Origin of the sequence: Chryseobacterium carnipullorum, from assembly GCF_003815695.1 — a bacterium.
Taxonomy (GTDB): domain Bacteria; phylum Bacteroidota; class Bacteroidia; order Flavobacteriales; family Weeksellaceae; genus Chryseobacterium; species Chryseobacterium carnipullorum.
Genome location: NZ_CP033920.1, coordinates 4725554 through 4739072, shown reverse-complemented (window position 1 = coordinate 4739072; position 13519 = coordinate 4725554). Strand labels below are relative to the sequence as shown.

The window sequence follows — 13519 nt, the reverse complement described above, 5'->3', positions numbered from 1 at the left end:
GATGCTATTGATGGATCAGTATAAATAAAAATATAAATGAAAAAAAATATGTTCTCCAATTTTCCTTTATTAACCTCTGGTATAAAAGGATGGAAACTTGCAAAATTTGCATTTTCTGACGAAAAGAAAAAATACAGAATAAAACAGCAGTATAAAAGTTTTTTCCTGGCGATGTTCAATCCTTTTTTTGCTAAAAAGTGGTTTAATAAAATTAATTCTTCAGAATTTTCTGAAATCTTATTCTTTAGACCGAGGCTATTCCTAAAACCCTTTAAAGCATATATGTCAATTACTTGGACTAAAGAACAGAAAATGAAAGTTATTATTGATACCTATACCTTTCTTCTTTCAAAAAAAGGGAAAAGAAACTTAATTTCACAGGAAATAGTCATTTCAAAATTTTTGCTAAAAGATGGAACAGAAGCGAGGGTTATTATAGGGTATGATGATCGTTACAGAAAAGAAGGTGAGATTGTTATGTCATTATTTTGCGGGGAATTGCACGGTGTGATTTCTTCCATTGCATTTTCTTTTGAAGAACAATCTCCAGACCATTGGGTTTGTTGGATTGGCTGTTTACAGGGAAGGCCTCAGACAGAAGGAACTTATGTTACAAAAAAAGCTCAAAAACTGATGTATGGTATACGGCCAAAAGCTCTATTAGTTGAATTGCTTCAGAAATTAATTAATGATTTAGATATAAAGGAGATTTATGGAATAGGAGACGGAATACAGGCTCAGAAAAGAAAGCACTTTATTCATCTTCCACGGTTGCATACTATTGCATTTTCTTACGATGGTTTCTGGAATGAACTTGGAGGAGATTATCAGAAAGACGGGTGGTACAGACTACCTGTAAAAACTGTGCGTAAAGACATTAATAATATAAAATCTCATAAACGGGCTTATTACAAAAAAAGATATGAATTAGTCAATTTGATTTTATTAGATATAGAAGAATTTCTCTCTCGGTAGAAAAAGTACTGCATATCAATTTGTCACAAATAGTGATTGAAGTAGCAACCTTTGTTAGGACACGGTTCTTATACTCTTTATCTTTAAGAGTATGAAAAAGATCAGAAAAATTATAGTTTAGAGTTTAAGATCCAAACGGCAGCAGATATGGAAGTCCTCGGATGGCTAGAGAAACCTACAAGATATTTCGACGAATCTAATTAGAAGCAAAGGCAATGAGAGCCCCACGTCGTTTTGTTACCAAACTGATTTATTCGTATATGATGTACCTATGATGTATGTTATTTAAGCTTTATCACTCCATTTCCCCATAAATTTGTACTCGAAGAAATAGTAATTCTTTATTACTTTACAAAGAATGAGAAAAACAATTTAAAATCTATCTGTTTAAGTATTGATGAGTTTATACAATTTGATTTTAAATAATCACAGATTAAACCTTACATATATTCTCTTTCGAAAAACCATAAAACTTACAAAAACTTATATGATGAAAAAATCCATTTTTTTACTAATTTGTTTTATACCGATTCTTTTCTTTTCGCAAGTCGGTATCAATACAGCTTCCCCGACAACCACACTTGATGTCGCTGCAAGTCCATCTGATTTATCTAAAAAAGATGGCATTACCGTACCCAGACTTACCAGACAAGAGCTTACCAATAAAGGAAATGCATTATATACCGGAAGTGAAAAAGGTACTATGATCTATATTACGGACATCAGTGGGGGAGATACTGTTTCTACGAGAGCTAACATCACAACAGTAGGTTATTATTATTTTGATGGCAGTATCTGGCAAAAAATGAGTCCTGATATTTCAACTCCTATGCCTGCCTATTTTCGTGTCACTGCCGATATTCCAAGCTTTTTAACTGCACAGACTGCAGGCCAAGCTACAAGAGTATTCAATCTTGCACAAATTAAAAATGCCATACCTGGCCTTACTTATAATGCATCTAATTCTACCGTTGCGTTTCCTCCGGGTACATATCAGATTACATTAGTGTATGAAGCAATACATAATGCAACAGGCTGTAACATAAGTTCGTATTATGTTGATTTTCCTGAGGGAATTGGGGCTGGCGTTACAAGAGTACACAGTACAGCTAGCCACATCGAAGGAGCAAGTTCTAATCATGGTGGTAGTATTACCTATACAACAGTGTTTACGGGGAACAGAGCCTGGCGGGTGGAATTGGGGAGAGGACAGTCCGGAAACTGTTGGGGAGACGGGATGACTCTGAGGGGGCAATCTACTCACTTGCTGATTTTTAGAATTGGAGATTAGCACCTGGTATAGACAGATAATTTTCTTTCAACAGCAGATTTCTTAATCAGACCAATCGATTTTAAAATCAAATTCCTGATCTGACAGTAAAAAAATATTAAATACAAACATAAAAAAATCAAAAAATGAGAAAGTACATTTTAATTGTATGCCTTTCTTTAGCCGGCATATTTAAAGCTCAAACTTCAAAAGAATTAATTGGCAAATGGCAACTGGTAGAAACTCAGATTAACAGCCAGCCTAAGGATATAAAATCAATTTTTGGGAGTGATACGGTGTTTCAGGATTTCATGCAAAATTCAAGCTTTGAAGCAACAATCGGAAAAAAAAGGAATAAAGGAAAATGGGAATTAACAAAAGAAAATAATGTCCAGATTTTGAGTATAACAGTTGGAAAAAATATAACAAAATTTAATGTTGATTATTTCGATGAAAATAAAAGAACAATTTCTTTCATAAACAACGGAAACAACATTTCTTTAACTTATAAAAAAATCTAAGGAAAGCACCTCAAATAATAGAAAAACCGAGTCTAATTTAGACTGGGTTTTTCTATTATTATTTTGACGGAACAGTTTGGCAAAAATTTAGTTCTGGTGTTTCTGTATCGAAAGTTAAATCTGGCTTTTGGAATTGACCCACAGATACTTTAATTCGAAATGACTAATATTTAAAGATTGTTGAATTATGCTCGAAAACAGTTAATAAATTCTCTTCATCACAGCAACAAAAAAACCGTCCCAAAAATGAGACGGTCTGCTTGTAAAATATCAATATATTTAATTAATAGGCATAGAATTCAATTCCTTCAAATACATAACCAGATGGTTTTACACTTGATCTTGAATAATAATGATCTTTACCATTCCAATATCTGTAAATAGGAACAGTGTTAGGCTGCTGGGTTGCAAATGCGTTAAACTCAATTCCCTCTTCTACATACCCCTGGTAATACCCCGGAGTTCTTGTATAATAGTGATCTTTCCCGTTGTAATATCTGTAAATAGGAACAGTGTTTGGAGCTTTATATAAGAATGCATTGAACTCTATCCCTTCAAAATAATATCCGCTATAGCTTCCCGGAGTTTTTGTATAGTAATGATCTAATCCATTGTAATATCTGTAAATTGAAATAGTATTGAATTCAAGATAAACTTTATTATCGATAAGATATTGATCTACATACGCTTTAAGCTGAGCTTTTTTAGCTGCATCTTTCACCAGATCGTAAATAATCACCAATCCGTTGTTTCCAAAATCTACCAAAACTGAATTGCTTGCATTAGAGCTGTTCTGCCAGTTGGAAATATTAATTTTAGGATTGGTCTGATCAAGGTTCAGGTCTCCTACCAATCCTTTTGAAGGATCTCCTCCTCTGGTTTTATAGGCTAATTTTTTAGAATAGTTCATGGATGATTCAGCAGTATTCACATCATTGGTAACATCTACATCAAAAATATCTTTCATTCCTACTTTCACCCCGATTCTTGCAGCACGATCACGGCTTTGGCTTCTTGTTTCTGCCTGGAACAGAACATCCAGTTTAGCACCTGTATAGATATCGAGTGCTACGTGAGTTCCGTAGTCCTGTACAATCTGTTGTGGAGTTTTTGTCTGCAGATCCTGAACAAACTCAGGAGTAAGATAATCTCCCAACATATCTGTGGTTGCATTGAATCTTAATCTTTTCTGTTTGATCGTCAGGTTATAACTTCCGTAGATGTATTTTGCATCAAACTTATTGTTTGTGGTCACTGCTGAATTGAATCCTACTGAAAGTGTTTTCTTAAACAGTGGGATACCGGCAGTAACATTTACTTTGGTAGAAACCATTTTAGAATACGACTCTGCATTTTCACCATATTCTTCAACATATTCCTGTGAGAATGTATTTTCGCTCACTAACCTGTTTGCCTGTTCTGTTTTAAAACGATCAATATCGATCACTTTAAAACCCGCTGCAGTAGCATTGGCATATTCACCGGTAACATCATAACCATGCCCTAAGACATCATAAATTCCGTCTCCTGCAAATTTGGCAGCCGACAAACGATCGGCTTTTACTTCTGGAATGCCGGGCGTTACGTCAGTATTCAGCTCTTCTGTAGAACATGAACTCATGAAAAGCATCAGTAAACTACTGACGCAAAATAAAATTTGTTTTTTCATAATATTATTAAAAGTTTCCGGCAAATATAATATTCAACAGACAGGGAAAAAATAATCACGTAATGATATATGTCATTATTTAGTGAATTTAATATTTAGTTAAATTACTGAACCTGTTTAAACTTTTAAATTCTAAAATAAGGGTCACGAAAATCACGAGCGTGTTCAGTGTCTGAAAACGGCTACTCAATTTGATGACCAGTAATTGTGACTGATAAAAGGTAATAATAGGGGAAAGTTCACTTTGTTTTTTAAGAATACTCTTTTTTGAGACCTTTATCCAGAATCAAAGGGACAAATGGAAGGACAGAAGCTATCAGATACAGCATAATTCTTTTAAAACTCCATCTGTATTGTATTGCGGCTGCTACGAGAGCTACCATAAATATCAGAAACAAAACCCCATGGATCCATCCAAAATATTTTACTCCTTCCGGAATATTAAAAAAGTATTTTAAAGGCATGGCAATGAAGAGGAGAATCAGATAGGAAAAACCTTCAATTAAAGCTGTTTTACGGTATATATTGATCATCTGAATAATTATGCGGTCAAAAGATTATTTTCTCAGACAATAATAACTTATTCCATTGGAATGGACAACAGTGGAACGCTCCTGCGGGGATGATATTGGTTATTTATAGTAAGAAAAATGATTTGATCGTAATTTTACAATAGTATCCAAGAGCATTGAGATGACGCATTTTTAATGGCTGTCTCCGCGGGGAGGTAAGCCGGGAAGTTGAAGGAAAAGGTACTGATAATCGGTTCTGGTGACTTGTGAAGCAGTTTTATTTGATTTTAGCAACGATTACTGCAAGACGCTTTCAATATTTAATGGTATATTTGCAACTTATTTTTAATGGTATTGCAAAAGGTAAAAGGGGCATTAAGTGCTCGGCAGTAATTCTCCAAATCTCCGCAGAAAAAAACTCATTCCATTAGAAGGCTAATGGAACTTTTTTATGGAAAAAAGTCACGGATACAGGATGTAACTTTTTGGAAATCATATTAGGCAGGAACTACCAGAATCCGGAGATCAGGGAAATCTTGTTTTTTGAAGCACTTTGTAAAATTTGTTTTAATGCAAATGTTTATAAAAATGCTTTATATGTGAAGGAGAACAAAGGAGTCGGTAGAGCCGTTGACAAAACGTAAGGAAAAAACACCCGCTTAAAAGAATCAATGCAATTGACTCCCTCTTTGCAGCCTTTACAATAAGCAGGATCAGAATCAAACTTTGCATTAAAAAAGTATTCTGGTAACGGAAGATCCCAGCCTTGAACTTTGGGCCTTTTGTTTGACTACGTCGAATCTTTGATTTCAAGACAAAGAACCTGTAAAAATACACCTCATAAAATCACACCCCATAAAAAGTGCATCCATTGGACGCATAAGAAGAATCTGATCATCAGATTTTAATCGTTTGATCATTGAATATAATGAAGAAGAAGGAAAGAAATGAATACTAATTTTAAACACATACTCGCCCAGAAATCGATTTATATAGCCGCTATATCGGCCTGTTTCATTGCGGTCGTTGCCTTTGCGGTACTGAGTTTCCTCATTACCCGCGACAGCCGGAAAAACAATGAAGGTTTTGCCAAGAAAACCTTTTTTCAGAAATACGAAACGCTGGAAAAAGAATTCAGGAATATAGAAGAATACCAGTACCTGCTGCGGGCCCTCATCCGGAAAGACGGATTGAAAAACTATAAAGAGTATTCTTCCGTTTTAAACAATATGAACAGAAAAGGAAGCCTGTTGCCCTACAGCTGGTATTCCTATTATGATGCAGCTTCCGGAAAATCTGTAAGCAACAGTACTTTATCAGATGTGCTGACAAAGAAATCAGCAGACGTAAGGTATACCAAAATAGAAAACAACAGATCCGGACATTTCAGAGATTTCCTGACCACACGAAAAGACACAACCTATTGGGTAAGCTACGACTCACTGGTACTGCCCAGGAAAAATAGACTCTATTACGGTTCTGCGGTAAGCCTGAACGACCTTCACGAATATTTCTCCAATATCGATAAAAGCCTGAACAATTATGCCTATGTTTTTACCAAAGAAGGCATCTGCATTTCCCATCCTGAAAAGAAATATTTAGGCAGAAATATTTTCGATTTTACAGATGTTCAACCAAAAGATACCTTATGCAGTGCAACAAAATCCGGTTACACCGAAGGAACGGGCGTTTCGGAATATCTTAATCTGGAGGTAACCCGATTCGTAAAACCATTGAAAACTGATAATTTTGATGGCTACGCGGTGGTCAATCATGTGAATTTCCTGATCGATGAAAGCGTCAGCAATACAAAAATGTATACCGTCTATATATTTCTGGCGGCCTTGTTCCTTATTGTAGCCGTTTTCATCTTATTTCACAGGGCAGCCAACATAGCTTATAAAGAAAAAGAAAAGATACAGTCCGAAAAAAACTTGCTGTTGGTAGAGAATGAAAAAATGCACAGGGTAGAAGCCCTGCACCAGCTTCAGCAGCTTAAAAATAACATCAATCCGCACTTCCTCTTCAACTCGCTGAACTCTCTTTATATGCTCATCGGGATCAATAAAGATAATGCACAACGGTTCACCATGAATCTTTCCAGGATCTACAGATACCTTATCGTACCTCCACAGGAAAACATCGTCCCTGTAGCGCAGGAAATCAAGTTTATCCAGCAGTACATGGAGCTTTTGAAAAGTAGATTTGATGAAGAACTCACCTTTGATCTGATCGTTCATCATCCCAAAAGTCTGGAAAAGCGGATTCCGTATCTGTCTCTTCAGATGGTGGTAGAAAATGCTATAAAGCACAATATCGCTACCATAGATCATCCACTGGACATTCTCATCACTGTGGAAAGCGAAGAGATCAAAGTGAAGAATACCTGGCAGCCTAAAACGGGCGAAGATGTTCAGGGAGCCAAATTCGGAATTGACTATTTGAATCAGGTTTATGATTATTTTAAAAAGAATTCTGTTAATATTTCCGTAGATGGTGAATATTTCGTATGTATTTTACCATTATTAGAATAAAAAATGAAATCCATTCACTCCCGAAAAACTACCTCTCACTCCCTAATACTGTTGATATTATTTCTTTACGTATAGTTTTGCGAGCTGAAACTGAGATATCTAATAATTTGGAATGAATCGGACTATGGTAATGAAGAACTACAGACTGGCATTGTACTTAGGATTGGCATTAGCCTCACCGGCAGTACTGGCACAGAAAAAAGACACATTAAAAACAGATAAAGAAAAATCGGAAAAAACGGAGGGTTCATCAAAGAAAGCAAAGAAAATTGATGATCTGATTAAAAAAGGTACCTACAAAAAAGGCCTTTTCAATACCATCCAGGTAAAGACCGATGTTTATTTTGAAATTCCCGACAGTTTAATGGGACGTCAGTTTTTGGTGGTCAATAAACTGTCGCAGGTACCGATGCAGGTGAACGAAGCCGGGCTGAACAAAGGAATGAACTATGAAAACAAGGTCATTTCTTTCCACCGTGATGCAGTAGCTAAAAAAGTATGGGTGAAAACGTTGGTTCCACAGGTATCATCACCTAAAAACGATGTCATCACAAGATCTGTAAAAGATAACTTTTCAGAATCTGTGATCGAGGTTTTTGATATCGAAGCCCAGAATAATGACTCTACCTCTGTAGCCATTAAAGTCAATAAGATTTTTGACGGAAATCAGAAAAGCTTTAATGATGTTTTGGCTAATGTAGGGCTTGGAGGATCTGTAAAGTCCAACCTTTCCTACATCGAAGGCGTAAAAACCTTTCCTCAGAACCTGGTTGTAAAATCCCAGCTGACCACATCCGTGAATGAAGGTGGAGTAGATCTGCCGGTAACCCTTGGAGTCACTACCAATCTGGTATTGCTTTCCAAAATACCGATGCAGCCGAGAATTGGAGATGCAAGAGTGGGTTTTTTCAGTGAAAAACACTGGACATTCAACGACCGTCAGCAGAAAATGGATGAAAAACAGTTCATCACCAGATGGCGTTTGGAACCTAAAGATGAAGATAAAGAAAAGTACTTAAGAGGCGAGCTGGTAGAACCCAAAAAGCCCATTATCTATTATATAGACCCTGCAACGCCTATCCAGTGGCGGGAGAAAATCATTGCAGGAGTTTTCGACTGGCAGGCCGCTTTTGAAAAGGCAGGCTTTAAAAATGCGGTCATCGCAAAAATGCCTGATGAGAACGATAAAGACTTTGATATTGATGACGTAAGATATTCGGTGATTACCTACGTAGCTTCACCCAAATCGAATGCTATGGGACCTTCTGTGGTAGACCCAAGAAGCGGGGAAATCATTGAATCCGATATTATCTGGTGGCACAATGTGATGACTTCTCTTCAGGAATGGATGAGAATTCAGACAGGACCAATAGATCCTAAAGCCAGAGGAAATGTATTCAGCGATGAGCACATGGGCGAGGCGATCCGTTTTGTATCGTCACATGAAGTGGGACATACTTTTGGACTGAAGCATAACATGGGATCTTCCTTTGCCTTTCCTGTAGAATCGCTCCGTTCAAAAGAGTTTACAGATAAAATGGGCGGAACTGCACCTTCCATTATGGATTATGCAAGATACAACTACGTAGCACAGCCGGAAGATGGAGTTACTGCCATCACCCCGAAAATCGGTATTTACGACAAACATGCTATTGAATGGGGCTACCGTTGGTATCCTGATGCAGCATCAGAGAAAAAGGCGCTCAGAGATCTGATAGAAAAGCATGAAGATGACCCATTGTACTTCTATGGGGAGCAGCAGAGCTATCTGGAAACCATTGATCCGCGTTCGCAGTCTGAAGATTTGGGAGATGATGCAATGAAGGCCAGCGAATATGGAATGAAGAACTTAAGAATCGTTGTAGACAACCTTCTGAAGTGGACGTATGATGACGGAAAAACGTATACCGATGCAGGAAAACTGTACATGGGCGCTATCGGGCAATGGGATCTGTACACCGGTCATGTGATGGCGAATGTAGGAGGAATTTATCTGGACAACACCGTCTTTGGCAGCAAGAAGAAAGCCTATGAAGCAGTACCTGCAGAAATCCAGAAAAGAGCGGTGGATTATCTGATTAAAAATTCAGTCAATCTTCCGGAATGGTTATTCTTTAACCCGATTACGGAGAAAACCTATTCTGTGAAAAATTCCCCGATGGGACCCTTCGAGCAGACTCCGTACACATTGGCAAGAGGAATGCAGTATGCCAATATTTATTCCCTTCTGATGGATGACAGGCTCCTCAGAATGATTGAAAACCAGTTAAAGCATGAGGTGTCAGGGTCAAAAGAACAGATTTATACCGTAGAGGACCTGTTCGACCAGTTGAGAACCGCTGTTTTCAATAAAAAAGGAAGCCTGACGATTCTTGAAAAGATGACGCAGAAAAACTATGTAGATGCTTTGATCGTTTCCGTCAATAAATTATTTGAAAAAACAGCAGTAAAAGCTTTAAAAGTAGAGAATACACTGAACATTCCGATGATCTGTAATTTCCATGAACAAGACCATACGCTGAGGAATATCAACTACTCATCTATGAAAAGAGTATCTGAAGTCACGACTTATAAAAGAGCAGAACTACAGAAAATATTGAACGTATTAAATAGAAATAAAAACAAAGGAGAGGAAGCTTCCAGGGCTCATTATGCAGACTTGATCATCCGGATAGAAGAGGCTTTAAACAAATAATCAGCTATGAAAAAAACTCTAGTACTTTTACCTCTTTTGGCGGCTCAGATTGCATTGGCCCAGGAAAAGAAGACCATTACAGGAAAAATAGAAGACGGAAATACCTCCGCTATGATTTCCGGAGCATCTGTAAAAATAGAAACACAATCTGTTTCTACAAAGACCGACCTGGTAGGAATTATTGAAAGTGTATCGGTAGGTACAGTAACCGACAGTAACGGAAAATTTATCCTTGAAATTCCTGCAGACACCAGGTCTGTGCTGGTAAGTTACCCGGGCTATGAGTCCAGGGTCATTCAGATCAGTGAAGGCCAGACCAATTATACCGTAAGACTGATCCCTGAGGTATCAGACAAAAATAAAATCCAGGAAGTCATCATTACCGGATATCAGAAAATTGAAAAGCGTAAGCAGACTTCTGCTGTTGCCACGGTGAAGATGGATAACATCAACCAGGCTGGGGTAGCCAGTGTAGACCAGATGCTTTCTGGACAGGTTGCAGGGGTTGTGGTGACGCCTCAGACAGGATCTCCCGGAGGTCCCGCAAAAATCAGAATCAGAGGAACCGCTTCTCTTTCAGGTCCGCAGGATCCGTTATGGGTTGTAGACGGTCTTCCGTTGGAAGGAAATGATGTTCCTAATTTCAGCGATAAAGATAATATAGACCAGCTTCAGAATTTTTCTATCGCAGGTTTGAACCCTAATGATATTGAGGATATCACCATTTTAAAAGATGCTGCGGCTACCGCTATTTATGGAGCCAGAGCGGCCAATGGGGTGATCTCTATTACCACTAAAAAAGGGAAAAAAGGAACCATGAGAATCAATTTCTCAGCCGACACTTTCGTGACATCCCGCCCGGATTTTAACAAGCTTAATCTTCTGAATGCTTCTGAAAAAGTAGATCTGGAGTTAATGCTGGCAAGCCGTGCCGACCTTACTTATCGTGCCGATAAAGGGGAAGTGATGAGAATTCTAATGAAAAACGGACAGCTGGATGCGTACAGAAACGGAGGCTTAGGAGCATTGAATACGTTTACCCGTCAGCAGTTGGATGGGCTAAGAAGCAACAATACCGATTGGGGGAAACTTCTTTACAGAAACGCAATCAATAAGCAATATGGAGTAAGCATTTCAGGAGGAAGCGACCGTTCAGATTATTATTTCTCATTAGGATATTATGATGAAGAAGGAACAACCATCGGGACGGGTTTTAAAAGATATAACCTGACTTTAAAAAACAATTATAAACTAAGTGATAAGTTAAGTGCAGGAATCTCTGTTTTCGGAACACAAAGTGAGCGTGAATCATTTGTAACGGATGCTGATGCCTCCATCAACCCTATCAATTATTCAAGAAACGCCAATCCTTACCTGAGCCCGTTCAATCCGGACGGAAGCTACAGATATGACCAGGATATCGATGGTTTCTCTGACCGGTATATTCCTTTCAATTTCCTGGAAGAAAGGGAAAATACAAGTTATACCCTGAAGAACCGTTCTTTAAAAGCCATATTCGATTTAGAATATAAAATAACAAAAGATCTGAAGATTACTTCTCAGTTGGGGATGCAGTATGACAGCAACAAAACAGAGAAATTTGCAGCTCAGGATACCTACTTCACCCGAAAAATGAGAGAAGGAACCCGTTATTACAAAGATGGGACATTCCGCTATTTCCTGCCTGACGGTGGCGTAAAACAAAACTGGGATAACGACTTCTTTCAGTACAACTGGAAATTGCAGGGATCGTACAGCACAAAAATCAATTCTAGACATGAAATTGATTTGATGGCCGGAACAGAAATCCGTAAAACGGAAGACAATACGACATTAACCAGAGCTTTCGGTTATGACGATACAACAAGAAAAGCAACAGCCATCGTTTTCCCGAATTCCAATGATGCTTCGGACAGAAGATATGAAACCTACCGCGAAATGCCACCGGTTGAGAATGCGTATGCTTCCATGTTTGCGACGGCTTCCTATACTTTTGACCAGAAATATACCTTTTTCGGAAGTGTAAGATATGACGGGACCAATTTATTCGGGGTCAATAAAAAATACAAATACCTGCCGATATGGGCCGTTTCAGGTTCGTGGCTGGTAACGAAAGAAAACTTCATGAAGAACCTTACGGCTATTTCTAACCTTAGACTTAGAGCTTCTTATGGTCTTCAGGGAAATATAGACCGTAATACGTCACCGTTCTTTATCGGGGAGTACTATGATGCAACAATTCTTCCGGGATCTAAAGAAAATATCATCAACGTGATCAGCCCTCCAAACGATAAACTGCGTTGGGAAAAAACAACCAATGTCAACTTTGGACTTGACTTGGGAGTGCTTAAAAACCGCGTCAACTTTACAGCGGATATCTACAGCAGAAAAGGTACAGACATGATCAGTATGAAAGAAACACCGCTTGAAACCGGTTTTGAATATACGATGATGAACTGGGGAAGTTTGACCAATAAAGGTTTTGAATTGGCTTTATCGACCAGAAACATTGACAAGGAAAATTTCAAATGGAGTACGACGATTAACTTTGCCCACAACAAGAGCAACGTTCTTAGCGAACAGCCTCGTAACAATGCCTTACTTCCTTCAAGAGAAGGGCTTCCTGTAAATGCCATTTTTGCTTTGAGAACTGCAGGAATGGATGCAAACGGAAATCCAATGTTCTGGAAAGGAAATGAAAAAATATCAGCAGAAGATTTCTTCAAATTGTATGACGTGTATGCCGATTTCCTTCCGGGTCAGCTTGTAGATACCAAATTATCCAACGAGGAGCTTAGAAATCTTTTCACCTATGTAGGAGACAGAGATCCTAAATTTACAGGAGGAATTATCAATACATTTAAAGTACGCAATTTTGATCTGACTGTTTCTGCCGCTTTCAACTTCAAGCAGACGGTGATGAGGTCGCCATCTTACCGGGGAATGGATCTGGACAGGGGAAGAAATTACACAAAAGATATCTACGAGGCCGGAACTACACTTCCGGGAATCACCAGTCCTGATATGGAAAGCAATCCGGGATGGATGGCGAACAAATGGTTTGCCGATAACCGTTCCAACGCCTACAGCTTACTGGATGTGTGGGCAAAAGAGATCAGCTACGTAAGAATCAGCAGCATTCGTTTAGGCTATACACTCCCTAAAGAGTTTACCAGTCCGATGGGAATCAGCAGTCTGAGACTGAGCATCGAAGGACGTAACCTGTTTGTGTTCAGTAATGGGTACAAAGGATACTTTGATCCGGAAACCTACGGAAATATCTATGCACAACCCATTGCAAAATCAGTTACAGTAGGATTTAATGTTTCTTTTTAAAACTTGA

The 13519-nt window shown here is 38.3% G+C and carries 8 protein-coding genes; 6 read left to right on the top strand and 2 right to left on the bottom strand.

Annotated elements, in window-relative coordinates; genetic code table 11:
- Positions 1-36 precede the first annotated feature (36 nt).
- From EG346_RS21550 to EG346_RS21540, 3 genes are all read left to right on the top strand, one after another.
- The gene (locus tag EG346_RS21550; RefSeq protein ID WP_123881472.1) at positions 37-975 is read left to right on the top strand and encodes a DUF535 family protein; all 939 of its coding nucleotides are present in this window, start codon (positions 37-39) and stop codon (positions 973-975) included.
- A 490-nt stretch (positions 976-1465) separates the two neighbouring features.
- Positions 1466-2266 (top strand): phage tail-like protein, encoded by an 801-nt coding sequence (locus EG346_RS21545; RefSeq protein ID WP_123881469.1) that lies wholly within the window; start codon positions 1466-1468, stop codon positions 2264-2266.
- 125 nt (positions 2267-2391) lie between these two features.
- Complete coding sequence (locus EG346_RS21540; protein WP_123881467.1) at positions 2392-2766, top strand: hypothetical protein; 375 nt, start codon at positions 2392-2394, stop codon at positions 2764-2766.
- 283 nt (positions 2767-3049) lie between these two features.
- On the opposite strand, the gene EG346_RS21535 is transcribed toward EG346_RS21540, so the two are convergent.
- Both EG346_RS21535 and EG346_RS21530 read right to left on the bottom strand, forming a co-directional pair.
- The gene (locus EG346_RS21535) at positions 3050-4435 is read right to left on the bottom strand and encodes an MAC/perforin domain-containing protein (protein WP_123881465.1); all 1386 of its coding nucleotides are present in this window, start codon (positions 4433-4435) and stop codon (positions 3050-3052) included.
- Positions 4436-4686: 251 nt separating this feature from the next.
- Positions 4687-4968: a DUF3817 domain-containing protein gene (locus tag EG346_RS21530; RefSeq protein WP_123881463.1), complete on the bottom strand. Its 282-nt coding sequence runs from the start codon at positions 4966-4968 to the stop codon at positions 4687-4689.
- A 926-nt stretch (positions 4969-5894) separates the two neighbouring features.
- Between EG346_RS21530 and EG346_RS21525 the strand changes: the two genes are divergently transcribed.
- The 3 genes from EG346_RS21525 to EG346_RS21515 all read left to right on the top strand — a co-directional run bounded on the left by EG346_RS21525 (position 5895) and on the right by EG346_RS21515 (position 13512).
- Positions 5895-7481, top strand: a complete 1587-nt coding sequence (locus tag EG346_RS21525) for a sensor histidine kinase (protein WP_123881461.1) — start codon at positions 5895-5897, stop codon at positions 7479-7481.
- A 112-nt stretch (positions 7482-7593) separates the two neighbouring features.
- Positions 7594-10176 (top strand): zinc-dependent metalloprotease, encoded by a 2583-nt coding sequence (locus EG346_RS21520; protein ID WP_123881459.1) that lies wholly within the window; start codon positions 7594-7596, stop codon positions 10174-10176.
- A gap of 6 nt (positions 10177-10182) precedes the next feature.
- Positions 10183-13512: a SusC/RagA family TonB-linked outer membrane protein gene (locus EG346_RS21515; RefSeq protein WP_123881457.1), complete on the top strand. Its 3330-nt coding sequence runs from the start codon at positions 10183-10185 to the stop codon at positions 13510-13512.
- Positions 13513-13519 lie beyond the last annotated feature (7 nt).

What these genes read in the sequence shown, in the direction of transcription:
- EG346_RS21550 (WP_123881472.1), top strand. Translation starts at nt 37, where the DNA reads ATGAAAAAAAATATGTTCTCCAATTTTCCTTTATTAACCTCTGGTATA.
- EG346_RS21515 (WP_123881457.1), top strand. Translation starts at nt 10,183, where the DNA reads ATGAAAAAAACTCTAGTACTTTTACCTCTTTTGGCGGCTCAGATTGCA.
- EG346_RS21535 (WP_123881465.1), bottom strand. Translation starts at nt 4,435, where the DNA reads ATGAAAAAACAAATTTTATTTTGCGTCAGTAGTTTACTGATGCTTTTC.
- EG346_RS21530 (WP_123881463.1), bottom strand. Translation starts at nt 4,968, where the DNA reads ATGATCAATATATACCGTAAAACAGCTTTAATTGAAGGTTTTTCCTAT.
- EG346_RS21520 (WP_123881459.1), top strand. Translation starts at nt 7,594, where the DNA reads ATGAATCGGACTATGGTAATGAAGAACTACAGACTGGCATTGTACTTA.
- EG346_RS21540 (WP_123881467.1), top strand. Translation starts at nt 2,392, where the DNA reads ATGAGAAAGTACATTTTAATTGTATGCCTTTCTTTAGCCGGCATATTT.
- EG346_RS21545 (WP_123881469.1), top strand. Translation starts at nt 1,466, where the DNA reads ATGAAAAAATCCATTTTTTTACTAATTTGTTTTATACCGATTCTTTTC.
- EG346_RS21525 (WP_123881461.1), top strand. Translation starts at nt 5,895, where the DNA reads ATGAATACTAATTTTAAACACATACTCGCCCAGAAATCGATTTATATA.